At 56.2% G+C, this 24,164-nt stretch carries 19 protein-coding genes; 6 read left to right on the forward strand and 13 right to left on the reverse strand.

Annotated features, from left to right (window positions below):
- Positions 1 to 197 precede the first annotated feature (197 nt).
- From FO268_RS18020 to FO268_RS18055, 8 genes are all read right to left on the reverse strand, one after another.
- Positions 198 to 1,679 carry an AAA family ATPase gene (locus FO268_RS18020; RefSeq protein ID WP_227716541.1) on the reverse strand — a complete coding sequence of 494 codons (1,482 nt, stop codon included), beginning with the start codon at positions 1,677 to 1,679 and terminating at the stop codon, positions 198 to 200.
- Positions 1,680 to 1,720: 41 nt separating this feature from the next.
- A complete protein-coding gene (gene aroB, locus FO268_RS18025) occupies positions 1,721 to 2,830 on the reverse strand; it encodes a 3-dehydroquinate synthase (protein WP_150994625.1) in 1,110 nt (369 codons plus the stop codon).
- Positions 2,823 to 3,389, reverse strand: a complete 567-nt coding sequence (aroK, locus tag FO268_RS18030; RefSeq protein ID WP_150994626.1) for a shikimate kinase AroK — start codon at positions 3,387 to 3,389, stop codon at positions 2,823 to 2,825. The genes aroB and aroK overlap by 8 nt, the downstream gene beginning before the upstream one ends.
- A 128-nt stretch (positions 3,390 to 3,517) precedes the next feature.
- Positions 3,518 to 5,608: a type IV pilus secretin PilQ gene (gene pilQ / locus FO268_RS18035; RefSeq protein WP_191966994.1), complete on the reverse strand. Its 2,091-nt coding sequence runs from the start codon at positions 5,606 to 5,608 to the stop codon at positions 3,518 to 3,520.
- A gap of 66 nt (positions 5,609 to 5,674) precedes the next feature.
- Positions 5,675 to 6,223, reverse strand: coding sequence for a pilus assembly protein PilP (locus FO268_RS18040; RefSeq protein ID WP_150994628.1), 549 nt, complete (start codon positions 6,221 to 6,223; stop codon positions 5,675 to 5,677).
- 2 nt (positions 6,224 to 6,225) lie between these two features.
- Entirely contained in the window at positions 6,226 to 6,837 is a 612-nt protein-coding gene (gene pilO, locus FO268_RS18045; protein WP_150994629.1) for a type IV pilus inner membrane component PilO, read from the reverse strand.
- Positions 6,837 to 7,400: a PilN domain-containing protein gene (locus FO268_RS18050; RefSeq protein ID WP_150994630.1), complete on the reverse strand. Its 564-nt coding sequence runs from the start codon at positions 7,398 to 7,400 to the stop codon at positions 6,837 to 6,839. Before FO268_RS18050 ends, pilO begins: the two co-directional genes overlap by 1 nt.
- The gene (locus tag FO268_RS18055) at positions 7,400 to 8,464 is read right to left on the reverse strand and encodes a pilus assembly protein PilM (RefSeq protein WP_150994631.1); all 1,065 of its coding nucleotides are present in this window, start codon (positions 8,462 to 8,464) and stop codon (positions 7,400 to 7,402) included. Before FO268_RS18055 ends, FO268_RS18050 begins: the two co-directional genes overlap by 1 nt.
- A gap of 214 nt (positions 8,465 to 8,678) precedes the next feature.
- Between FO268_RS18055 and FO268_RS18060 the strand changes: the two genes are divergently transcribed.
- Positions 8,679 to 11,168 (forward strand): penicillin-binding protein 1A, encoded by a 2,490-nt coding sequence (locus tag FO268_RS18060; protein ID WP_150994632.1) that lies wholly within the window; start codon positions 8,679 to 8,681, stop codon positions 11,166 to 11,168.
- A 93-nt stretch (positions 11,169 to 11,261) separates the two neighbouring features.
- On the opposite strand, the gene FO268_RS18065 is transcribed toward FO268_RS18060, so the two are convergent.
- Both FO268_RS18065 and rpmE read right to left on the reverse strand, forming a co-directional pair.
- Complete coding sequence (locus FO268_RS18065; RefSeq protein WP_150994633.1) at positions 11,262 to 12,527, reverse strand: malic enzyme-like NAD(P)-binding protein; 1,266 nt, start codon at positions 12,525 to 12,527, stop codon at positions 11,262 to 11,264.
- A 231-nt stretch (positions 12,528 to 12,758) separates the two neighbouring features.
- Entirely contained in the window at positions 12,759 to 12,980 is a 222-nt protein-coding gene (gene rpmE / locus FO268_RS18070) for a 50S ribosomal protein L31 (protein WP_150994634.1), read from the reverse strand.
- A gap of 183 nt (positions 12,981 to 13,163) precedes the next feature.
- On the opposite strand from rpmE, the gene FO268_RS18075 reads away from it, so the two are divergent.
- The 5 genes from FO268_RS18075 (at position 13,164) to hslU (ending at position 19,821) form a co-directional block, all read left to right on the forward strand.
- Complete coding sequence (locus tag FO268_RS18075) at positions 13,164 to 15,344, forward strand: primosomal protein N' (RefSeq protein ID WP_150994635.1); 2,181 nt, start codon at positions 13,164 to 13,166, stop codon at positions 15,342 to 15,344.
- 127 nt (positions 15,345 to 15,471) lie between these two features.
- Positions 15,472 to 17,157: an arginine--tRNA ligase gene (argS, locus tag FO268_RS18080; protein WP_150994636.1), complete on the forward strand. Its 1,686-nt coding sequence runs from the start codon at positions 15,472 to 15,474 to the stop codon at positions 17,155 to 17,157.
- 60 nt (positions 17,158 to 17,217) lie between these two features.
- Positions 17,218 to 17,850 (forward strand): SPOR domain-containing protein, encoded by a 633-nt coding sequence (locus FO268_RS18085; protein ID WP_150994637.1) that lies wholly within the window; start codon positions 17,218 to 17,220, stop codon positions 17,848 to 17,850.
- Positions 17,851 to 17,949: 99 nt separating this feature from the next.
- Entirely contained in the window at positions 17,950 to 18,480 is a 531-nt protein-coding gene (hslV, locus tag FO268_RS18090; RefSeq protein WP_150994638.1) for an ATP-dependent protease subunit HslV, read from the forward strand.
- 12 nt (positions 18,481 to 18,492) lie between these two features.
- Entirely contained in the window at positions 18,493 to 19,821 is a 1,329-nt protein-coding gene (gene hslU, locus FO268_RS18095; protein WP_150994639.1) for an ATP-dependent protease ATPase subunit HslU, read from the forward strand.
- A 69-nt stretch (positions 19,822 to 19,890) separates the two neighbouring features.
- On the opposite strand, the gene FO268_RS18100 is transcribed toward hslU, so the two are convergent.
- The 3 genes from FO268_RS18100 to FO268_RS18110 form a co-directional block, all read right to left on the reverse strand.
- A complete protein-coding gene (locus FO268_RS18100) occupies positions 19,891 to 21,132 on the reverse strand; it encodes a patatin-like phospholipase family protein (RefSeq protein WP_150994640.1) in 1,242 nt (413 codons plus the stop codon).
- A gap of 100 nt (positions 21,133 to 21,232) precedes the next feature.
- The gene (ptsP, locus tag FO268_RS18105) at positions 21,233 to 23,539 is read right to left on the reverse strand and encodes a phosphoenolpyruvate--protein phosphotransferase (RefSeq protein WP_150994641.1); all 2,307 of its coding nucleotides are present in this window, start codon (positions 23,537 to 23,539) and stop codon (positions 21,233 to 21,235) included.
- Positions 23,540 to 23,560: 21 nt separating this feature from the next.
- Positions 23,561 to 24,085, reverse strand: a complete 525-nt coding sequence (locus FO268_RS18110; RefSeq protein ID WP_150994642.1) for an RNA pyrophosphohydrolase — start codon at positions 24,083 to 24,085, stop codon at positions 23,561 to 23,563.
- Positions 24,086 to 24,164 lie beyond the last annotated feature (79 nt).

Consider the following 24,164-nt stretch of genomic DNA (forward strand, 5'->3'; position numbering starts at 1 on the left):
ATTCCCACCCTTTGACACTGAAAATGGGGGCTGGCTATTTTACACGCGTAGAAATACGTACTCAAACCAAAGAGGTTTTATTTTAGGGCGCGAAACCACGGGTTACGAGTGTGACAACCGACCAGACAGCCACCACAAACCCGACTCAGATTGTTGTTTTTATTGCACTTAAAATGAAAACCAAGAAGAAAAAACGCTCAGAAATCACGCATGCGCCTGAGCCAGGGGGTTTGATCCTGAAGGGCCTGGGGAAGGCCCTCAACTGCATTCCGAGCTTCATCACTGGAGGCAAAATCTCCGTAAAAGCCTACAAACCAGTCCTGTCCCTGCCGCTCGGCCCGGGTATAGCGGATACCTGGAATGGAACTGTACCGATCAATCAGGCTGAGGACGGTTTGCTCACGATTGCCGGCGATCAGTTGTACAGTCCAGCCCGGGCGAGCCCTGACCTGATCAAGGGCCACAAAATGAGAAGGACTTGCCGGTGAAAAGCCTGGCTCCGGCTCCGGCTCTGGCTCTGGCTCTGGCTCTGGCTCTGGCTCTGGCTCTGGCTCTGGCTCTGGCTCTGGCTCTGGCTCTGGCTCTGGCTCTGGCTCTGGCTCTGGCTCTGGCTCTGGCTCTGGAACAGACTGTGGAGAAGGGCCTTCCACTGTCAATTCGGATGGGACGTTCACTGGCTCAACAACAGGATTTTCCGGCTCGAGCTGAGGATTGTCGGGGCCAATGGTTATACTCTTGCGCAGGGTTTCCACCTCAGGCACCGCCTGCTCCCGGGCCACAGAGTCATCATACTGCTGCGAAACCAACCACCATGAACCCGCCAGAAGCACCAGAGCCAACGCTGGCCAGCGCAAATTAAGCGGCATGGAAAAGGACCGCCTGCGCTCGCTGTTGCTTCCGGATGAAACCATATCAAGCCATACCGCCGGTGTTATGCGCTTCAGACGGGAAAAACTTCCCTGGCTCAGTCTGTGTATCTGCGAGAGCCTCGCCGGGGCAAGTAATGCCTTTGCGTCACCACCTGCTCGATGAATTCTGGGTTCCAGATAGGCGGCCACCTCCTCCCGGGTGAGCGGTCGGAGATGAATCTGGTGCACACCATCGCTCGATCCGGAAAGCCCTAACATCTCAATCAACTGGCCACTGCCACTGAATACCGGCACGGCAGCGGCAGAACGATCAGCGGCCGTGAAAGCCGCCAACAGCAACCTGACAAGCTCTGCCGGCGCCCGATCCGCATCATCAATCAAGAGAACCATGCGCTGCCCCTTTCGCGCCCGGCTCTCAGACCAGCGGAAGAAGCCATACACTGAATCGCGGGCTCCCTCACCAGGTTTCAGTCCGGTGTGGGCTATACCGAGCAAGGCACGAGCAAGAGCCTGGGTACTGGTCAACGCAGCGGTAGGAAGACGGTGAAACTCGAGCCGGGAAGACTCACTTCTGACCAACTCCGCCAGCAACCGACTTTTACCAGCGCCCGGATCGCCAGTCAGCAAAAGCGCAAGATCACCAAAGCCGCAAAGGTGGCGAAGTGTCTCCAGGGCATGATGGCGGGAGGCGTCCGGATAGAAAGGTGTCTCCATGTCCAGGGGGTCGGCCCTCAAGCCGTACCTTTCCTGCAACCGCGGGAAAAGTCCGCCTCCATCAAGACTATTGAGCCCCTGGTCTCCCACTGTCATTCCCTGTAGCGCCTCTCTCTAATACCATCGACGGTGATGACTCAGGTGTTTGCGCCTTTATGAGCAGCACAGAAAGCCCGGAGTGTTGCATCCAGCATCAAGGTATCAACCTCATCCGTCACAACTGCATCACCCAGCGCCCGAAGCAGAACCAATCGGAGCGAGCCGTCGACATTCTTTTTGTCAACAGCCATGAGGCGAAGAAAGTCATCTGGCGTCATATCGGCGGGCGCCAGCGATGGAAGGTTCGCGCGCTCAATTATATGTATTGCTCTGGCTTGATCCTGCTCACTGATCATTCCCTGACGCAGGGAGAGATCCGCTGCCATCATCATCCCAGCCCCCACAGCCTCGCCGTGTAGCCATTTACCATATCCGGCAAACGTCTCAATGGCATGCCCAAAGGTATGCCCGAGGTTCAGGATCGCACGCAACCCGCCTTCTTTCTCATCCAGGGCCACCACCTCCGCCTTGCAGGCACACGACTGATAAATAGCCTCCCCAAGCGCCTCCGTTTGCAGGGCCACCAGTGAGTCAATGTGCTGCTCAAGCCAGCCGAGGAATTCCGTATTACGGATCAAGCCGTACTTGATCACCTCCGCGAGACCAGCCGAGACTTCCCGAGAGGGAAGCGTGCTAAGGCTATCCGTGTCAATCAGTACTACCTCAGGCTGATGAAAGGCACCGATCATATTTTTGCCCAGCGGGTGATTGATGCCCGTTTTACCACCCACGGAAGAATCCACTTGGGAGAGCAATGTGGTGGGTATCTGGATAAACGGCACCCCTCGCTGGTACGACGCAGCAGCGAATCCAGCCATATCCCCCACTACACCCCCGCCCAATGCAACCAGGGTGGTTTTGCGTGAATGGCGCATTTGCAGCAGATGATCAAATATCTGATTCAGGGTTTGCCAGTCCTTGAACCTCTCCCCATCCGGCAGGATCACCGTGTCGACCTGCTTCCCGGGAAAGCAAGCCTCGGCGGCTTCCAGATACAGTGGAGCGACCGTCTCATTGGTTACAATCATGACCTGCTTACCATGAACGAAGGGGGTCAGATCATAGTTACCCAGCAGACCCTGACCGATTATGATCGGATAGGTTCTCTCTCCCAGATCCACCGTCAGTTCCCGCACTGAATCACGCATGATTTCTGCCTTCTTTGCGTATCTGTCGTTTATGCCTCGGCGTCCGGGGATTGATACGATTCACCAATTGCCGCACCACCAGCCTAGGACTTTTGCGATCGGTAAACATGACCACATCGGCGAGTTCCGTATAAATCGGATCCCGGATAGCGAACAGGTTCCTCAGAACAGCTTCCGGATCGTCGTTCTGCAGCAGGGGACGGTTTCTGTCCCGCCGTGTTCTTTCCACCTGCTGTTCTATCGAGGTTTTCAGATAAACCACCACTGCATCTCGCTTCAAATGAGCATGGTTTTCGTCGCGCATTACGGCCCCACCACCGGTGGCCAGGACGGTCTGGGGATACTGTGAGAGTTCCGCCAGCATGGCGGTTTCACGCTGCCGGAAACCATCCTCGCCTTCAACATCAAAAATCCAGGGAATATTCGCCCCGCAGCGTTCCTCGATAATACGGTCGGAATCCAGAAATCGATAGCCCAGCTCCTTGGCCAGCATGCGACCAATCGTGCTTTTGCCGGCCCCCATCGGGCCCACAAGGACTATTCGTTTTGGCAAGGACATAACTTCCGCTCATCTGTATTCCGGCGGGTGAGAATAGCACAGGGTAACGTTTTCCATAAGATTCGAAAAACGGACAGGCAAAAAAAACCGCCGTACGTGGACGGCGGTTTTTCACAAATGCGACCGAATTACTGGATCAGGTCACTTTTAATGATCTTCGGTGTGATGAAGATCAGCAGTTCGCTCCGCTCATCAATATGCTCGGTGCGCTTGAACAACCGGCCCAGATAGGGGATATCGCCCAGGAACGGTGTTTTGGTGACTGTGGTTGCCACTTCGGACTGGAAGATACCGCCCAGAACCACGGTCTCGCCGTTTCCAACAAGAACCTGAGTAGTCACCTCGTTCGTGTTGATGGAGGGGATACCAGCTGTCACCTCACCTCGGGAGTCCTGGTTAACCACCAGGTCCATGATGATCTTGTCATCCGGTGTAATTTGCGGAGTAACCTCCAGAGACAACGCCGCTTCCTTGAAGGAAACCGAAGTCGCACCACTGGAAGACGCCTCTTGATAGGGAATTTCTTCACCGGATTTGATCTTGGCGGTCTGGCGGTCAGCGGTTACTACCCGCGGCTGGGAGACTACCTCAGCCTGGCCATCGCTTTCCAGTGCAGACAGCTCCAGGTCCACCAGGAAGTCGTCACTGCCCCAGCCAATAGCAAAAGAAGACGCACCGTCACCGCTTACCCCAAGATCTACAGCCAGTGCATCCGGGAAGGTCGTTTCAAAGCCAGGACCAGCAGAAGAATCCCGACCATCCTGTACGCCACCCAGCGAACCACCGACCGAGATCACACTGCCATCGCCTCTGGTATCAAAGCCAGCACCGCCCCAACGTACACCAAGACTCTCGGCCACGTTTGTCTGCGCCCGAACAATGCGAGCTTCGATAGAAACCTGTCGCACTGCGACATCCCATGTTGAAACCAGACGACGGATCTCATCCAGCTTTTCAGCGGTTTCCCGAACGCTAATAGTATTGGTACGGGCGTCAGAGGACACAAAGCCACGCGAAGAAATCAGTTCTTCATCGGCTTCAATAAGGGCCACAATGTCCGACGCCTTGGCGTAGTTGACCTGAATGATATCCAGGCGAACCGGCGCTAACTCGGCAATCTGTTTGGTCGTTTCCAGTTCCAGTTTCTCGCGGGCCGCAATTTCGTCAGCAGGCGCCACCAGAAGCACGTTTCCGATCTGCCGCTTGTCCAGCCCCTTGGTTTTCAGAATCAGGTCCAGTGCCTGATCCCAGGGTACATTCTGCAAGCGCAGGGTAATGCTGCCGCTGACCGTATCGCTGGCCACAAGATTAAGACCGGTGAAGTCAGCGATCAGCTGAAGCACCGAACGAACCTCGATGTCCTGGAAGTTCAGAGAAAGCTTGTCGCCTGTGTACGGGAACTTCTCTTCCCGGCGCGATTCAGCCTCCTCTTCCGTCAGTTTTTCTACGCTGACGGTAAACTGGGAACCAGACTGATAAGCGATATAGTCGTAGTTGCCTTCTGGGCGAATTTCTACTACGGCGTTGCCATCTTCAGTGAAGGTATCAATGCGGGTAACCGGCGTTGCAAAATCTGTCACATCAAGCCGGCGACGAAGGTTCTCGGGTACATTTGTTCCATCCATGGTCAAGCGAATCCGACCGCCAAGTTCGGAAAGATCAACAGGCGTGCTGGCACTGCCGAGATCCACGATTACCCTGCCCTCCCCGTCTTTGCCTCTCCGGAAATCGACACCCGCGAGCCCATCACCTGAACCCGAAGAAGAGGACGTGGTCGACTGCCCGGAGGTCATAGGAGACGCAGTGGGTGACGAACCAGCGGTCGACGCCGAGGCGCCGCTTTCACTACCGATGGTGACAACCAGACTGTTCTGATCGCGAACTGTTTTGTAAGGAGCCAGTTCCGCAAGATTGAAAATAAGCCGGGTACGATCCTTGGTTTCGACCACCGTCATGCTTTGGGCATTTCCCGAGCCCAACGATATATTGCGGCTGTCGAGCCCGCTGGTGGTCTCCCGAAGGTCAACGGCAATACGTGCCGGCCGCTCGATGGTGTAACCGCTCGGTTCCGGCGGCTGGCCATCAAATTTCAGCGTCACTTCCACCCGGTCTCCGGATAGCGACGAAAACGACACGTCTTCCAGCGTGACCGCATTGGCCAGGCCGGACAACAACCCAAAAGCAATTACGCCGACGTATACATTGAGTTTTCTGAACATCGCTAGCCTCGACCCCAAACTTTTTTGTTCATGCATGTTTCTTTGAATAGTCATATTGCCGCTCCCTTAGCCTTCATTCTCATCCAGCGACAGCGAGCGCGGACGCTCGACCCATCCGCCCCGGCCATTGGGAACGATCTCAATCAGTTCTACCCGGGTTTCATTAACGCCGATAATCCGACCATAGTTCCGCCCCATGTAATTACCTGTACGCACCCTGTGGATACCACCTGCATCATCTCTGACGAGCGCAAACAGGCTTCCGGAGGTGTCGCTCAGGGTTCCCACCATACTGAGCGCCTTCAGATCAAAGTTCTCAAGAACCTCTCTCGGTCGATCCAGATCCGGTTCAATGTCGCTCTCGGGTTCCTGGTCCACCATGGTGAGCTGAACGTCCATCGGCGGCTCGAAGGGTGCCCTTCGATCCGCAGCTGAATAACTGAAAGCCTCATACGCCTTGAATTCCGGCAACGGCTCTACGTGGCCGCGAGGCTTGGCCCGCGTGTCTGCCATGAACTTGTCCAGATCAGAAAAGCCATTTCCCTGGGAACACGCTGTCAGAAAAGATACCAGACAAATACCCATCCAGGCCTTTGCCGCATGCTGTTTCGTCATGCTCATTCTCCAGCCCGGTAGCGGTAGGTACGTGCAAGAACCTGCATGTTCAGCTGTTCTCCATCACCGCCAGTTGGTTCTATGGTTAAATCGTGCAATGTCACAATACGAGGCAGGCTGGCTACGCTGCTTACGAAACTCGCCAACTCATGATAGGTGCCAGTTACCCGGATATTGATCGGAAGCTCGGCGTAGAAATCCCGTTGCTGCTCTCCCTGCAACTTGACCTCCTCCAGAGCAAGACCACTTCCCAATGCTGTATTGGTGATGTCTTCAAGGAGGCCCGGCACCTCCGTTTCACTGGGAAGCTGTCTCACCAGTGCACCGAAGGTCTCTTCCATCTCTTCCATCTGGGCCTTGAAAACTTCCAGGTTGGCCACCTGATAGGCTTTGTCTTCGTATCGCTTGCGCAGTTCCTGCTCGGTATTTTCGACACGCTCCAGCTGGGCATATTGGTCCTTGATGAAGAACCAGTAGCCACCACCGAGAATCAGGCCAAAAATAATCAGCACGACGATAGCCTTGATTGGCGCAGGCCATATGCCGGCGTTATTGACATCAAGGTCATTGATATCAAATTCATTGAGGCTTTTAAGTGAGTCCGCGAGGCTCATTACTTGTCCTCCCCTTCGGGCTCTGGTGTTTGTTGTTGAACCGACAGGTTGAACTGGCTATAACCAGCACGGGTATTATCGGCGGTTGCGACGTTCGAAAGATTCGGATCATTGAACCAGTCAGACCCTTCAAAACGCCTCATAAGTGACGATATGCGGCTGTTGGATTCCGACATACCGACAATGTCCACACGTTCGCCGGTTTTCTTCAGACTGGTGTAGTAAAGCCCATCCGGAAGTGTGCGAACCAGCTCATCAAACACCCGCACAATGACGGGGCGCTTGCCCTGGAGGTCCTGGATCACCTGCATGCGGGAGAGCAGCTCGTCGCGCTTGCGCTTGAGATCCTCGATTTCCTTGATCTGTTTGTCGAGTTGTCTGGTTGCAGTTTCGATGTAGGCGTTTCTGGATTCCTGATAAGCGATACGATTGTCCATATCTGTCTTCCAGAGGAACACCAAGCCGCCAGCAATAATGGCGGCGCCCAGAATCATGACCACGAACTGCTTCTGCTTTTCTGCCCGGAGTTCTTCGCGCCAGGGCCTGAGGTTAATCTTTGCCATCAGTCAAAGCTCCTCATTGCCAGCCCGCAGGCAATCATGAGTGAAGGGGCATCGTTGCTCAGCGAGGATGCATTCACCCGGGAGCCAACCGCCATGTCTGCAAATGGATTTGCGACCAGCGTTGGCGTGCCTGTTTTTTCCTCAACCATTTCTGTGAGCCCCTGGATTGATGCCGTGCCGCCTGCCAGGACCACGTAGTCAACCGCATTGTACTGACTTGCGCCGAAGAAGAACTGGAGTGCACGGGCAACTTGCTGAACGACTGCTTCACGGAACGGCGTCAGCACTTCGGAGTCGTAATCGTCCGGCAAGCCACCCTGTTTCTTGGCAAGGCCGGCCTCTTCCAGAGACAACCCATAGCGACGCTGGATTTCCTCGGTAAGCTGTTTGCCACCGAAAATCTGCTCGCGGGTGTAAACGGTTTTACCTTCCGCCAGCACACTGAGCGTTGTCATGGTTGCACCCACATCCACAATCGCAACCACAAGCTCCTCGCCCTGGGAGTCAAGCTGGGGCTCGATAAGTGAGTAGGCCCGCTCGAGGGCGTAGGCTTCGACATCCACAATTTTGGTCGTCAGCGAGGCAATCTCGAGAGCGTCTTCGCGAATATCAACGTTCTCCTTCCTGCATGCTGCAAGGAGAACGTCGACCTGATCGGGATTGGTTTCAGATGGGCCCTGCACCTCGAAGTCGATAGCCACTTCATCCAGTGGATACGGGATGTACTGGTCCGCCTCGAGCGTGATCTGGTCTTCCATCTCGAACTCGTTAAGACCACCGTCCATCTGGATCAGCTTGGTAATAACGGCGGAACCGGAAACAGCCACAGCTACCTGCTTGACGCCTGTGCGGGACTTGGATGCGACGCGCTTCAATACCTCCCCGACCGCCTCGACATCCGTGATGTTTTTTTCTACGACAGCATTTGCCGGTAACGGCTCTACTGCGTAGCTCTCGACCTTATAGCGGTCGCCCTGCTTTGATAATTCCAGAAGCTTCACCGAGCTGGAGCTTATGTCCACACCCAAGACAGCACTGGACTTCTTTCCGAACAATCCGAACACGCGCTCACCCTATACCTGGTTACATGCACCGGGTTATGAAAGCTCCAGACGGAGCTCTTTCATATGTGTTTTTTATTTAAGAGAATTTCTTCAGTTTTCCGTCTACAATGCTCGTTCTTCTTTAATTGGGAAACATTGTACCCGGGAAGTGGCTCGCCCTTCCTAAAGCAATTTCTCAAATGATAGACCTATATCCAACAGTTGTCAGAAAAAAATGTCTCACTTGTTACGTACATCTCGCCTGTTTGCATGGCTTTTTCTCACCGGTTTCAGTCTCGCCACAATCGTGGCGTCAGGATTTTACCTTTATCTTCGCCCGGGGCTACCTCCTGTTGAACAGCTCCTGGACATCAAGCTGCAAACCCCTCTGAGGGTGTACAGCGCAGACGACAAATTAATAGCAGAATTCGGTGAAAAGAGAAGGGCACCTATCACAATCGAACAGATCCCTACAATTCAGTTACATGCCTTCCTGGCGGCTGAAGACGCCCGTTTTTACGAGCACTTTGGGGTCGACTTCAAAGGCCTGATGCGGGCTGCAATCGAACTGGTCTCCACCGGAGAGATCCAGTCTGGGGGCAGTACCATCACAATGCAGGTTGCAAAAAATTACTTTTTGTCACGCGACCGGACGTTTATTCGCAAGTTCAACGAGATACTTCTGGCTCTTCAGATTGAGCGTGAACTGGATAAAAACCGCATCCTCGAGCTCTATCTTAACAAGATTTACCTCGGCAATCGCGCCTATGGAATTGCAGCCGCTGCCCAGGTGTACTACGACAAGCCAGTGACCGAACTTTCGCTCGCAGAGATGGCCATGCTGGCAGGATTGCCCAAGGCACCGTCAGCTTACAACCCCCTCGCCAATCCAAGCCGCGCGGAAGCTCGCAGGAACTGGATTCTGGGCCGCATGCGGGATCTGGAATACATTACGCAGGATGCCTATGAGCTCGCCTCCAACGCCCCGCTGACCGCAACCTTCAACGCGGCTTCCACAGAGGTGGATGCAGACTATGTGGCCGAGATGGCGCGCGCAGACATGGTCAGACGGTTCGGAGACGCAGCCTATACCGATGGCTACACGGTACAACTGACCGTGGATAGCGAGAAACAGCATGAAGCCACCCTCGCTCTGCGGAGAGGTCTTGAAGCGTACGACCAGCGCCACGGCTTTCGCGGGCCGATTGGTCAGGTTGGCGAAGACGAACTGGCCCCGGATAACCTCGACAACCTGATGGCTAACTACCCCGGCGTAGCGGAACTGGTTCCGGCTGTGGTCACCAAAGTAAGAGACGAAGACAGCGAGGTTGACCTCCACGCCCGCAGGCTGGGCACATCGGTCATGGCATTCAACACCATGACGTGGGCCAAGCGGTACAAGACCGAAAACCTCACCGGGCCGGAACCCGAGAAACCCTCTGACGTGGTCTCACCAGGCGATATCGTCTATGTGAAGCCCATGGTAATCATGACACCCGAACCGGCCGACAGCGCCGAAGAAGGCTCCGGCAAAGACAGCGACCAACCCGTCGCAGAGATACCTGATGTCAGGCGGGTTGCCCTGTCTCAGGTTCCCAGGGTTCAAGGAGCGCTGATATCACTGGATGCGCAAACAGGAGCCATCGAAGCCCTTGCCGGCGGCTACAGCTTCAGCCAGAACAAGTATAACCGGGCAACGCAGGCAAAAAGACAGCCGGGCTCTACCTTCAAGCCGTTTCTTTATCTCAGCGCCCTTGAGCGGGGAATGACCCCGGCAACGATCTATAATGACGCCCCCATTGTGTTTGACGACTCCGAGCTGGGAACAGCTTGGCGTCCGCAGAATTCCTCCGGGCAGTTTTACGGCCCCACCCGGCTGAGAGAGGCCCTGTACCGTTCCCGGAACCTGGTTTCCGTGCGCCTTCTGAGGGATCTCGGCATACAGAACACGATCGATTACCTGGACCAACTGGAGATACCCACTGCCGACATGCAGAAAGACCTGTCCCTGTCTCTCGGAAGCGGGCTGCTGACCCCGATGGATCTCGCGCGGGGCTTTGCAGTTATCGCCAATGGCGGTTATGACGTCGAACCCTATATCGTCAGCTCTATCTCCGATGTTACTGGCGACGATATTTTCGAAGCGCCAGAGGTCATTCTTTGCGACGACAATTGCCAGGAGGAGCAGAAAGAGATTGATACAGAAGATCGCAATGCTCGCGTTGCACGAAGACTTGCGGATGAGCGCTCGGTGTATATCCTCCATTCAATGATGCAAGATGTTATCAGGCTGGGGACCGGCAGACGGGCGCTGGCACTGGGAAGAGAAGACATCGGCGGCAAGACCGGCACCACCAACGAACAGCGCGACACCTGGTTTGGCGGCTTCAATCACGACATTGCTACTACGGTGTGGGTTGGCTTCGACCAGCCCCAGCCACTGGGCCGGCGCGAATTTGGTGCCAGCACCGCCCTGCCAGTCTGGCTTGATTACATGAAGGTTGCTCTTGCAGGCGAGCCCCCCTCGCTGATGCCCAGACCCAACGGGATTGTCAACATCCGCATCGACCCGGAAACCGGCAAGCGCGCACGCCCCGGCCAGGAAGGCGCAACGTTTGAGCTGTTCAAGGAAGAAGATGCCCCACCCCCACTCGACCCTCAGGACGAATCTTCAGGTGGCAGTGAGAACGGTGACGATGGAGGCCTGTCCAGACAGATATTCTGACCTGCTAGGCAGGTAGTAGCCTCTCACCACAAAAAAACCGGCGGTTTTCACCCCGCCGGTTTTTTTAATTCACCGATAATCTGGAACGACAGATCAGATAATATCGTCCATAGACTTCAGCGGGTAGTGAGCCGGGTAGCCGTTACGGGCAACTCCTGAGTCGACCGCTGCGCGTGCAACCGCAGCAGGAACAACCTCCAGCAGACGCACATCCATCGGCTTGGGAATGATGTATTCCCGACCGAACTCGAAGCTGGCAACGTCATAGGCTTCGCAGATTTCCTGCGGAACCGGCTCCTTGGCCAGTTCGCGAATCGCGTGAACGGCCGCCACTTTCATTTCTTCGTTGATCGCAGTGGCCCGCACATCCAGCGCCCCCCGGAAGATAAATGGGAAGCCCAGAACGTTATTTACCTGATTTGGGTAGTCAGACCGGCCGGTTGCCATGATCAGGTCATCTCGAGTGGCCAGTGCCACCTCAGGTGCGATCTCCGGATCCGGGTTGGAGCAGGCAAACACGATCGGATTCGGCGCCATCAGCTTGAGCTGATCGGCACTCAGCAGGTCCGGACCAGACAGCCCAAGGAATACGTCCGCACCGTCCATCGCATCATCAAGCGTGCGCTTGTCGGTCTCGTTGGCGAACATCGCCTTGTACTGATTCAGGTCGTCACGGCCAGAGTGAATGACGCCCTTGCGATCGAGCATATAGATGTTCTCTGAGCGAACACCGCAGCTGATAAGAAGCTTCATACAGGCGATGGCCGCTGCACCAGCGCCAAGGCACACAACTTTAGCCTCTTCAATCTTCTTACCCTGAAGTTCAAGTGCGTTGATCATGCCCGCGGCCGTTACAATAGCGGTACCGTGCTGATCATCGTGGAAGATGGGGACACTGCATTTTTCGATGAGGGCCCGCTCGATTTCAAAGCACTCTGGTGCCTTGATGTCTTCCAGATTGATGCCACCGAAGGTATCGGCAATACGCTCAACCGTTTCGATAAAGGCCTGGGGGCTCTCGGAATTGACTTCAATATCAAACACGTCAATGCCGGCAAAGCGCTTGAACAGTACGCCCTTGCCTTCCATTACCGGCTTACTCGCCAGAGGACCCAGGTTACCCAGACCAAGAATCGCGGAGCCGTCGGAAATAACGGCCACCAGATTCCCCTTGGCGGTATATTTGTACGCGTTCTCTGGGTCCTTAGCGATCTCGCGGACCGGCTCGGCAACCCCGGGGCTGTACGCCAGAGAAAGGTCGCGGGAGGTCTTGGTGGGCTTGGTGATTTCAACACTCAGCTTACCAGGCCGCGGCTTGGCGTGATATTCAAGGGCTGCTTCTTTCAGATCTTGAGACATTGCCACTGTTCCGTTTGTCACGTTTAAGAGGTAAAAGCCACCGGGGCTAGCCCAGCGGAGCGCGACATTATGGCGTGAAGGTCAGCATCAGACAAGGCCCCACTGACCATTTCGTGACCAGTCAATAAGCCATTTTGCGTACATACCCATAAAATGGCGCCCGTAGGGACAAACGGTAGATACAAAAAAAGCGCCTCGAAAGGCGCTTTCTTTAGACTTTCAGAAGCTGTATCAGTCTTTCTTACCACCGATACGACCACCGAAACGCTTCTGGAAGCGATCAATGCGGCCGCCGGTATCCATCACTTTCTGCTTGCCAGTGTAGAATGGGTGGCACTGGGAACACACATCCAGTTGCAGATCCTGAGTGAATGTAGAGCGGGTCTTGAAGACATTACCGCAGGAACAGGTAACGTTAATCTCTTCGTACTTGGGGTGAATACCTTCTTTCATGGCGAACCTCTGTCGGGTCGTGCCGCTACCTGATCACGGGAGCTTAAATCGCTCCAGGTGCCAGGCACCGCACGTTTGAATCAATTGACAAGACGGGGCACAATCATGCCCTGCCGGAAACAGACCGCGAATCTTACTTGCAATTGTGGCATCAGGCAAGTCCCGGACCGTCTTATCACTCCCATGGAGCCTCATGTGCCCCGAACCGCGCGCATAGCATTGAACCGCCCCCTCCGGCGGCTGTTCGACTATCTGGTCCCGGACCACCTAACTCTGCAAAAGGGTCAGCGCGTGACGGTGCCCTTTGGGCGGCAGTCTGCCACCGGCCTGGTCGCCGATACAGATGTGCAGCCACCAGCGGGCATTACCCTTAAACCCGTGAAGTCGGCCTGCGAAGAATGGCCAGCACTACCGAAGGAAACGTTCCAACTCTTGAGCTGGGCGGCGGATTACTATCAGCATCCGCTGGGCGAATGCCTTTTTACCGCGTTGCCTCCGGCTCTTCGGCGTGGACGACCTGCTGCAGAAAAACAAGAGACCTACTGGCAGGCCGTCGGTGACCCGAGCGTCCTGACTGGCAACGCAACACGACAGCGAGAACTTCTGACCTGGCTACAGCGTCAGACAGGAAGCACCAGCAGCAAACAGATAGTTCACGCCGGCTTCACCCAATCACAAATCAAGAGCCTTCAGGAGAAGGAACTGCTTCGCGAGATATCACCGCCAGATCCCGCCGGTGTGCCCGAGGAAATCCGCAGCCGCATACCAGAGCTTTCTCAGGCCCAGCTTGATGCCGCCACCCAACTTCCCATACCCGAAAACGGCTTTGCGGTATCCCTGCTATTTGGCATCACCGGTAGCGGCAAAACCGAGCTGTACCTTTATTACCTCAAACACCATCTGGGCAACAGCGACCAGGCATTGGTGCTGGTTCCGGAAATCAACCTGACACCACAAACTGTTGCGCGCTTTCAGCATTACTTCGGGTCACGCATTGTGGTGTGGCACTCGGCCCTGAATGATGGTGAACGGCTGTCCACATGGCTCAAGGTCCGCCGAGGAGAACCGGTTATATTGATCGGAACCCGCTCTGCGGTCTTACTGCCCTTCACCGGTCTGAAAACCATCATCGTGGACGAAGAGCATGACAGCTCCTACAAGCAGGGAGAGGGGTTTCGTTATTCCGGGCGGGATACAGCAGTGTATCGCGCTCACCTCAATAAGTGCCCCGTTATTCTCGGCTCCGCCACGCCCTCCATGGAGTCATACCATAACGCGCTTATGGGGAAGTATTCTCTGATCAAACTGGAAGAGAGGGCAGGCAACGCCAGACCACCACATATCAAGCTACTGGACATTCGCAGCCGCCCGCTTGAGGGCGGACTTTCACGCCCCGCCCTGCAGGCTATCGAAAAGTGCCTGCAGGAAGGCCAGCAAGCGCTGGTCTTCGTGAACCGTAGAGGATTCGCCCCGGTAATGATGTGCTTCGACTGCGGCCACATGATCGAGTGCCCCCGGTGCGACACACGACTTACCTATCACCGCCGCGATCGCGCCATGCGCTGCCACCACTGTGATTTCCAGACCGCAGCCACCGACCGTTGTCCAAAGTGTGACAGCGATGCTTTTAAACCGGTGGGTCAGGGCACCGAGCGCGCTGAAGACATTCTGGCTGCGCAGTTCCCCGATACACCGGTGGTACGGGTAGATCGGGACAGCACCCAGCGCAAAGGTAGCATCCAGAGCATTCTCAGGAAAGTGAACGGCGGCCAGCCCTGCGTCCTGGTGGGGACACAAATGCTGGCCAAAGGACATGATTTTCCAAACGTTACACTAGTGGTTGTGGTCAACGCCGACGGCGGGTTATTCAGTGTCGACTTTCGCGCGCCTGAACAATTAATCCAGACGCTTCTCCAGGTCAGCGGGCGAGCAGGCCGGGGAGAAAAACCCGGCGAAGTGCTGATACAGACGTGCCACAGTGACCATCCACTGCTCCGCTCATTGGCGGAGGGCTACTACCTCCCGGTAGCTGACAAAATGCTCGCAGAGCGGGAATCAGGGCAACTGCCACCCTACCGAGCCATGGCCATTTTCAGGGCAGAGTCACAAACAATGCAGAATAGCCTTCAGCTTCTTGACACCATCAAACTACAAGCGCTCTCCAGCAAGGTTGAGATCTGGGGCCCCCTACCCGCACTGATCGCACGCCGGGCTGATCGACACAGGGCACAGCTGGTGCTGCTCTGCAGCAATCGCAGGTACTTGGGCCGCCAGGTCACCCGTATTTGCGAAGTTTTGGATCAGAGCAAACATCCAGCGGGACTGAAATGGATGATCGATGTCGATCCGCAAGAGACCGGATAGCCCATTTCAACCCGACTTGCTGTTTTGCTTACAGGTACACTTTCCGCGATAATAGCGCCCTTCGATTCTCCGGCAGGCAGCGTGCCGCCGTTCTCCAATTCTCTTGTAACCCGAGTCATCCGCCAGCATGAAAGAGACCGTATCCGACCTGCTCCAGTCTGCACTGGCAACCCTTCAATCAGAAGGCACCCTGCCCGCCGACCAGACGTTCACGCCACAGGTAGGCAACACCAAGGATAAATCCCATGGTGACTACGCCTGCAACATTGCCCTGGTAGCATCAAAGGCGGCTGGCTGCCCACCGCGAAAGCTGGCAGAAGCACTGGTTGAACGGCTTCCGGAAAGCACAGCGGTAGAGAAAGTGGAGATTGCCGGGCCAGGATTTATCAACTTTTTCATGAGTACAGCCAGCGCTTTTGGAGTGGTCAACAATATTCTTGACCAAGCCGAGCACTACGGCCGCAATAACTACGGCAAAGGCGAAAAGGTCCAGGTGGAATTTGTGTCTGCTAACCCCACCGGCCCCCTCCACGTAGGCCATGGCCGTGGCGCTGCCATTGGTGACTGCCTGAGCAGGCTGCTGGAAGCCAATGGTTACGACGTTACCCGGGAATTTTACTACAACGACGCCGGTGCCCAAATCAATAACCTGGCGCTGTCCGTTCAGTCGCGAGTGAAAGGACTGACACCGGAAGACGAAAACTGGCCCGCCGACGGCTACCGTGGCGCGTACATCACGGACGTTGCCAACGCCTACATGGCCGGCGAAACCGTCACCGCCGACGACCGCGAAGTGACCGGCAAGGCCGACCCTGAAGATCAGCAAGCCATCCGTAACTTTGCCGTTGCTTATCTGCGCCGCGAGCAGGACCTGGACCTGAAAGCCTTTGGCGTGGAATTCGATGTATATTTCCTGGAGTCATCCCTTTATGAGGATGGCAAGGTGGAACAGACCGTAGAACGCCTGCAGAAAAACGGCTACACCTACGAGCACGAAGGTGCGATGTGGCTGAAAACCACCGAGTTCGGTGACGACAAAGACCGCGTGATGCGCAAGAAAGACGGCGGCTACACCTACTTCTTGCCCGATGTCGCCTATCATCTGGACAAGTGGCAGCGGGGGTTCACCACCGTCATCAATGAACAAGGTGCAGACCACCACTCCACCGTCACCCGGGTTCGTGCCGGTCTTCAGGCACTGAACGCCGGCATCCCTCAGGGCTGGCCGGACTACGTTCTGCATCAGATGGTGATGGTGACCCGTTCTGGCCAGGAAGTGAAAATTTCCAAGCGGGCCGGCAGTTACGTCACCGTCCGCGACCTGATTGATGAAGTGGGTCGTGACGCGACCCGCTTTTTCCTGGCGGCACGCCGGGTCGATTCCCAGTTGACCTTCGATATCGACCTGGCCCGCTCGCAGACCAATGAAAACCCCGTCTATTATATTCAGTATGCTCACGCACGGATCTGCAGCGTACTGAGAAAACTGAGAGAGGAAGGGGATGAACGGGGGCTGAACGAGTGCGTTGGGGACTTGTCTCTGTTAACGCTGGACGAGGAGAAGGACCTGGCAAATCAGCTGGCCAAATACCCTGAGCTGATCGAGAGCTCTGCCAGGCTGCGGGAACCCCATCATCTTACCCATTACCTGCGGGACCTTGCCGGCCAGTTCCACACCTATTACAACGCCCATAAGGTATTGATCGAGGATACGTCCGTTCGGGATGCACGGGTCACACTATACCTTGCCATCCGACAGGTCATTGCCAATGGCCTTGACCTGCTCGGGGTGAGTGCACCGGAAGAAATGTAACGGATAAGGCTTTGTGCCACCGATCTGAATATCCAGGCAAGCAACAGGAAATTACCCGGCATGTCCCGAGATTACGCGCGCAAATCCAGACCGGCCAGCAAGTCGGCAACACCGACAAAAACGGCAAAACCGGCGCGAAAACAGAAACAGCCCACAAGGCGCCCGGCAGCCGCAAAGGCACAGCACGGGGGCCTCTCCGTACGATGGATATTGTCCTTGGCAGCCGTTGGCGGGTTTATCGGTTTTATTGCGTACCTCAACTCCCTGCCCACACCCGAGCAGCAACCATCTGAAAGGCCGCCGGCCCAGCCACCGGCGGCTAAGCAGCAGGCGCCGGAAACAACCACCAGCGAAGAAAAGCCGGGCTTCCGCTTCTACGACATGCTGCCAGATTCTGAAGTCATTCCACCTGACGTGGAAGAATATACCCCTGGGCCCAGCCAACAGACTTTCGATTATCTGATACAGACCGGCTCCTTCCGGAACCAGAAAGATGCGGAAAGGCAACGTGCGGAGATTGCTTTCCAGGGCCTGGGTGCAAAGGTCAAACGCATTGATCTCGATAGCGGCAGCACATGGTATCGAGTGAATGTGGGTCCCTTTACTTCCCGCAGCCAGATGAATGCCGCTATCGACAAGCTGGTCAAGCTGAACATCCAGCCACTGGTCCGGAAAATCCCCAAGGAGGGCTGAACCGCCCTCCGAGCCTCTGTTTGTCTGCCACCCTTGAAAAGCAGGCACCTGCCTCCATAACTGCTGAATACCGTTTTCTATCAGGCAAGTGGAGCCATAATGACTACCATACTTTCCGTCAGGCGCGACAACGAAGTTGCCATGGGTGGCGACGGCCAGGTCTCCCTCGGCAATACCGTAATGAAGGGCAACGCCCGCAAGGTTCGCCGACTCTATCACGACCAGGTGCTGGCCGGTTTCGCAGGCGGCACTGCGGATGCTTTTACCCTGTTTGAGCGCTTCGAGGCGCAGCTGGAAAAACACCAGGGCAACCTGACCCGCGCTGCCGTGGAACTGGCAAAGGACTGGCGAACGGATCGGGCTCTGCGCCGTCTGGAGGCTCTGCTGGCAGTTGCCGACAAGACCGCCTCACTGATCATCACCGGCAATGGTGATGTTATCGAACCCGAGCAGGGACTAATCGCCATTGGCTCCGGCGGACCGTTCGCTCAGGCCTCGGCCCGGGCCCTGCTGGAGAATACCGACCTGAAAGCCAGCGAGATTGTGGAGAAGGGCCTGGATATTGCGGCCGACATCTGCATCTACACCAACCACAATCGCACCCTTGAAGTGCTGTCAGCCAACGACTGATCCGGAGCTAGCATGTCTGCAATGACCCCCCGTGAGATTGTCCACGAGCTCAACAAACACATCGTAGGCCAGGAAGAGGCCAAGCGCTCCGTCGCCATTGCCCTGCGCAATCGCTGGCGCCGGATGCAGCTGGAAAGTGGGCTGCGTGAAGAAATCACACCAAAGAACATACTGATGATTGGCCCCACCGGTGTGGGCAAAACCGAAATTGCCCGCAGGCTGGCAAAACTGGCAGATGCCCCCTTCCTGAAAGTCGAAGCCACCAAGTTTACCGAAGTGGGCTACGTAGGCCGGGATGTGGAGTCCATTATCCGTGACCTCGCTGACATGGCGATCAAGATGCTGCGCGAGAAGGAAATGAAGCGCCACGAACATCGCGCCATGGACGCTGCCGAAGAACGCATCCTCGATGCGCTGCTGCCGCCGCCACGGGACTTCAAGGAAGACAGCCAGAAAGTCGAAGATTCCTCTACTCGCCAGCTGTTCCGCAAGAGACTGCGTGAAGGCGAGCTGGATGACAAGGAAATCGAGGTAGACCTGCGTAACACCGGGGCTGGCGTTGAAATCATGGCTCCTCCCGGTATGGAGGAGATGACCAGCCAGCTGCAGAACATGTTCTCCAGCATGTCCTCCGAAAAGCGGAAGACCCGAAAGATGAAAGTGGCAGACGCCATGAAACAGGTTCGGGATGAGGAGGCCGCCAAGCTGGTCAACGAGGAAGAGATCAAGCAAAAGGCCATTCTGAGCGTTGAACAGAACGGCATAGTCTTCATCGATGAAATTGACAAGGTGGCCAAGCGTTCGGAAAACACGTCGTCGGACGTCTCCCGAGAAGGTGTGCAGAGGGATCTTCTGCCATTGATAGAAGGCAGCACGGTCAGTACCAAGTACGGCGCGGTGCGAACAGATCATATCCTGTTCATCGCGTCCGGTGCTTTCCACCTCTCCAAGCCGTCTGACCTGATTCCGGAACTCCAGGGTCGCTTGCCAATCCGCGTGGAATTGCAGGCGCTGACCCCGGAAGACTTCAAGCGCATTCTGACCGAGCCAGACGCTTCGCTGGTGCAGCAATACGAAGCACTGATGGGCACTGAGGGCGTCAAGCTATCCTTCACGGAAGACGCTATAGCCCGCATTGCGGAAGTCGCTTACAAGGTCAATGAGACCACTGAGAACATCGGTGCCCGGCGCTTGCACACTGTGCTGGAGCGGCTACTGGAAAGTCTGTCGTTTGAGGCCGGCGATCAGGTTACCGAAAACTTCGAAGTCACCGCCGAGTTTGTGGATGAGAAACTCGGCGAACTGGCAGAGGACGAAGACCTCAGCCGCTATATTCTCTGACCGGGCCCGGCTCAATCAGGGCGCTGCACCAATTGCGGCGCCCTGCCTTCCCGATTCCTTCAATACACCCTACAACGCCTTGCTGAACAGCTCCGTAACGTTATCCAGCCCCGTTGCCAGCCGACCTTTCTGGGCCTTTTTCTTGCGCCCCTTAGCAACATAGAGCGGCAACATCTCCCCATAAAGGCTGGTGCTGATGGTGCGCTGCTCATCTTCCAGGCGATCCCTGCGCAGGCGAATACCATACTTTGCCAGCTTGGGCTCGAGCTCATCGGCGCGATTCAACAGGTCACGTCGTGTCATCTGGTAGGCATGCTCACACACCATTCGGCGGGACTGGAAGCTGAATACGTTCGAGAAAAACAGTTTGGCATCATCCCGGGTAGGTTCGAACAACAGGATGTCCTTGTCTGGGTAATCCCGTGCGTACTGGGCAATACCGGACTGCATGCGGGAATAGACCATCGTGCGGAACATCTGGGATAGCAGGTTGGGCATGCCGGAGCGGGTCAGCTCGCCCGGCGCCATGGTGCCGGCCCGCACCGCTGCGCTGGCGTCAATCGGCACCTGCGGATTCACCGCAAAGACCAGATCAGCGCCGTCTTCAAAAGCGACAGAGGCATGCAGGCCTTTTCTCAGGGTGCCGTCCACATAGAAGCGCCCGTCAATAGTCACCGGAACATAAATACCTGGAGAGGACATGCTGGCCTGGATCGCCCTGGAAATGGGCACGTGATCAAAACCCGGGGCGCCGAAACAGACGGCTTCCGTACTCTCAACATCCGCAGCCACAATGTACAAGCTGCGACGAAGCTGCCGAAAATCATTGGTACGGCCGAGCATGGTAAAGGCGCGCTGCAGATATTCATGCAGCCCCTCGTTGTCAAACAACCCCGCCGGCGCTGCCTGAGCGAGGACTGTCATCGCCTCCAGCAAGCTTTGATCGTATGGGTTATTAATAAACCGCCGGACTGCAGTGGTGACCAGACCAGGCACCGCCAGCAGTCGGCTGCCCAGCTCCCGGAATGCGGGGCGATAGAACACCTGAGGGTGAAAGGGGTGGACTTCAGCCTCGTTACGCACAAAGATCCGGCATAATTGGGCCGTTGTCATCTGATTAGCCAGGTTGGCAGCCACAAAAGACCCGGCATTCACGCCGACATACACATCGATATCGTTGAAATCCAGCCCGTCCAGCGCCTCATCAAGCGCACGCAACGCCCCGATCTCGTATATACCACCCAGTGGGCCACCGCCTCCAAGTGCGAGGCCGATGCGGGGCCGGGGCTTTATCGCTGTCGTCGTTGCCATTATTTGCTATCCCCTTGCGGGTACTGGTGGCTAATGTCTTTCACCGTAGCAGTCCAATTTAGAGTGCACACCCTATATGGACCCCACTGGTGGCAAACCATCAGGAAAGGGCCTTTTCAGCATGGGCTATCGAGCTTGACTTGCCTGGGCGCAGATAACGCCCAAAGCCTGCATTGCGAAGCGCCAGATCCACACAGCTTTTAATAACGTGAGGGGAATCCAGTAAGAGCACATCCTCAAGTAACTGGGCCGCCCATTCGCGGCTGACGCTGCGGATGACGGACTTGACCTTGGGCAGACTGGCCGCGTTCATGGACAGCGAGTCGTACCCCATGGCCATCAGCAACAGGGCGCCGCCGGGGTCACCCGCCAGTTCGCCACAGATGCCCACCGGTTTGCCCACGGCATGAGCATCCTGGGCAACCCGGACAAGCGCCTGCAACACCGCCGGATGATAGGAATGGTAAAGCTGGGCCACACGCGGGTTGTTGCGGTCCACTGCCAGCAAATACTGGGTAAGGTCGTTCGAGCCGACTGAAAGGAAATCGACACGATCTGCCAGTTCCCGGATCTGGTATACCGCCGCTGGTATCTCAACCATCACCCCCACCTTGGGCATATGGATATTGAAGCCCTCTTCCCTCACCTCGTGGTAGACGCGGTAGATCAGGTGCAGAGATTCTTCCACTTCAGAGATATTGCTGATCATCGGCAGCATGATCTGCAGGTTGTTCAACCCTTCACTGGCCTTTAGCATTGCCCGCACCTGAACCAGAAAGATCTCCGGGTGGTCCAGGGTTACGCGGATACCACGCCAGCCGAGGAACGGGTTCTCCTCCTGAATCGGAAAATAGGTCAGCGCCTTGTCGCCGCCGATATCCAGGGTGCGCATGGTGACCGGGTTAGGAGCAAACGCTTCCAACTGCTCGCGGTAGTACTCCCGCTGTTCCTGCTCGGACGGAAAGCGGTCTTTGATCATGAAGGGCACTTCGGTACGGTACAACCCGATGCCCTCGGCACCATGGCTAAGTGAGCGCACCACATCCGTCATCAGCCCGGTATTCACCAGAAGCGATACCCGATGGTTATCCGTGGTTTCACAGGGCAGGTCCCGCAGAGCCTCCAGCCCTTTGACCAGCTCGTCCTCTTCGTCACAGATTTCCTGGTAGAAATTTCGCAGGTCTGCGGAGGGAGACGCGAAAATCTGACCCTCAAACCCATCCACAATCAGGTCTTTGCCATCAAGCTGGTTCACCGGGATATCCACCAGCCCCATGACCGTTGGAACCCCCATAGCACGGGCAAGAATGGCGACGTGGGAATTGCTGGACCCCTTTACGGATACCAGGCCGACCAGTTTTCCCTTGGGCACTTCCCCGAGCATGGCGGGGGTGAGCTCTTCACTGACCAGTACCGTGTTATCGGGGTAAACCGTGTCTTTCTGCTCCCCTTCCTGCAGGTGAGACAGCAAACGGCGACCCAGATCGCGGATATCCACCGCCCGCTCCTGCAAGTAGTGGTCCTCCATCATCTCGAAGTGACGCACATACTGCTGAACCACCTGCTTCAGGGCACCCTGGGCCCAGAAACCTTCCCTGATCCGATTGGAGACCTCGCCCGGCATGGCATCGTCACCCAGCATGCGCAGGTATACATCAAAAAGCGCCTGTTCTTCCGGGCGCAACTGTGAAGCCAGGCGGGCCGCCACCCGCTCGATGTCTTCGCGCACCGCAGTGACTGCGCCATTGAACAGCGACAATTCCAGTTCGACATCATCCGTGGGCTTTTCCGGCACAACGTCCAGATCCGCGGCCGGATAGACCACCACACCCTTACCGATGGCAACACCCGGCGCCCCCGGCACGCCACTGAAGCTGACGTCCGTGGCTTCTTCGCCGGTCAGAGAGAGGCCGCTGATGGCGCCCGTGGCTTCACTATGAGCAATCACACCGGCCAACTGCGCCGACACGGTTACCAGGAAGGCTTCTTCACCTTCATCAAAACAGCGTGAACTTTCCCTTTGCTGAACAACGAGAACGCCCAGCACCCGGCGGTGGTGAATAATGGGCACACCGAGGAATGAGCGGAAACGCTCTTCACCCGTCTCGGGGAAATAACGGTAGCGGGGATGAGAGGGGGCATCTTCAAGATTGATGGGCTCCTCACGGGAGCCAACCAGGCCAATCAGCCCCTCGGAGTAGCCCAGGCTGACCTGGCCGACGGCCTGCTGGTACAGGCCCTCTGTGGCCATCAGAATGTAGCGGTTAGTGGCCGGATCAAGCAGGTAAACCGAACATACTTCGGTGTCCATGGCTTTCTGCACCCGCGAAACGATGATATCCAGCGCCTCCTGCAGATCGCGGGCGCTGTTTACCTCTTGTACAAGACTTCGCAGTATGCTCAGCATGGCGGGTTCAATCCGTCATTTTTATTGATCCTTCGTACGCCGGGACTGCTCATTCCGGTGCCACTGTTCCATGTTATAAAACAGTCGCGGTGCGAGTTCTCGCAGCGCACGTCGATAGACTTCACGTTTGAACGAGACGACCTGCCCAAGAGGGTACCAATAACTCACCCACTGCCAGCCGTCGAATTCCGGCGAGTCCGTGCCGTCTACGCGCACCTGCGCATCCGGCGAAAGCATCCTCAGCAGGAACCATTTCTGTTTCTGTCCCACGCAGATGGGGTGCGAATTGTGCCGCACCATCCTGCGAGGGAGGCGGTATCTCAGCCAGCCACGGGTACAGCTGATGACTTCCACATCGTCTGTCCCGAGACCAATTTCCTCTGCCAGCTCCCTGTAGAGAGCCTCCTCCGGTGATTCGTCGTGCTTGATCCCACCTTGAGGGAACTGCCAGGAGTCCTGCCCTATTCGCCTTGCCCAGAGGACTTCCCCCCTGTGATTGGCCAGAATGATTCCGACATTGGGTCTGAAACCGTCTGAATCGATCACGGCACAGTCCTCTTAAAAGTCGGTTGGCCGGATTAAAAATTCACCAGCCGGATTTATCCAAGTTGCTCTCATTCTTACA

It is taken from the genome of Marinobacter denitrificans (genome assembly GCF_008795955.1).
In the GTDB taxonomy this organism is placed as follows: Bacteria; Pseudomonadota; Gammaproteobacteria; order Pseudomonadales; family Oleiphilaceae; genus Marinobacter; species Marinobacter denitrificans.

What these genes read in the sequence shown, in the direction of transcription:
- pilO (WP_150994629.1), bottom strand. Translation starts at nt 6,837, where the DNA reads ATGAGCCTCGCGGACTCACTTAAAAGCCTCAATGAATTTGATATCAAT.
- FO268_RS18075 (WP_150994635.1), top strand. Translation starts at nt 13,164, where the DNA reads ATGGAGCCTCATGTGCCCCGAACCGCGCGCATAGCATTGAACCGCCCC.
- FO268_RS18065 (WP_150994633.1), bottom strand. Translation starts at nt 12,527, where the DNA reads ATGTCTCAAGATCTGAAAGAAGCAGCCCTTGAATATCACGCCAAGCCG.
- pilQ (WP_191966994.1), bottom strand. Translation starts at nt 5,608, where the DNA reads ATGTTCAGAAAACTCAATGTATACGTCGGCGTAATTGCTTTTGGGTTG.
- FO268_RS18100 (WP_150994640.1), bottom strand. Translation starts at nt 21,132, where the DNA reads ATGGCAACGACGACAGCGATAAAGCCCCGGCCCCGCATCGGCCTCGCA.
- aroB (WP_150994625.1), bottom strand. Translation starts at nt 2,830, where the DNA reads ATGCGTGATTCAGTGCGGGAACTGACGGTGGATCTGGGAGAGAGAACC.
- FO268_RS18050 (WP_150994630.1), bottom strand. Translation starts at nt 7,400, where the DNA reads ATGGCAAAGATTAACCTCAGGCCCTGGCGCGAAGAACTCCGGGCAGAA.
- FO268_RS18060 (WP_150994632.1), top strand. Translation starts at nt 8,679, where the DNA reads ATGTCTCACTTGTTACGTACATCTCGCCTGTTTGCATGGCTTTTTCTC.
- FO268_RS18040 (WP_150994628.1), bottom strand. Translation starts at nt 6,223, where the DNA reads ATGACGAAACAGCATGCGGCAAAGGCCTGGATGGGTATTTGTCTGGTA.
- hslV (WP_150994638.1), top strand. Translation starts at nt 17,950, where the DNA reads ATGACTACCATACTTTCCGTCAGGCGCGACAACGAAGTTGCCATGGGT.
- hslU (WP_150994639.1), top strand. Translation starts at nt 18,493, where the DNA reads ATGTCTGCAATGACCCCCCGTGAGATTGTCCACGAGCTCAACAAACAC.
- FO268_RS18085 (WP_150994637.1), top strand. Translation starts at nt 17,218, where the DNA reads ATGTCCCGAGATTACGCGCGCAAATCCAGACCGGCCAGCAAGTCGGCA.
- aroK (WP_150994626.1), bottom strand. Translation starts at nt 3,389, where the DNA reads ATGTCCTTGCCAAAACGAATAGTCCTTGTGGGCCCGATGGGGGCCGGC.
- FO268_RS18020 (WP_227716541.1), bottom strand. Translation starts at nt 1,679, where the DNA reads ATGACAGTGGGAGACCAGGGGCTCAATAGTCTTGATGGAGGCGGACTT.
- ptsP (WP_150994641.1), bottom strand. Translation starts at nt 23,539, where the DNA reads ATGCTGAGCATACTGCGAAGTCTTGTACAAGAGGTAAACAGCGCCCGC.
- argS (WP_150994636.1), top strand. Translation starts at nt 15,472, where the DNA reads ATGAAAGAGACCGTATCCGACCTGCTCCAGTCTGCACTGGCAACCCTT.
- rpmE (WP_150994634.1), bottom strand. Translation starts at nt 12,980, where the DNA reads ATGAAAGAAGGTATTCACCCCAAGTACGAAGAGATTAACGTTACCTGT.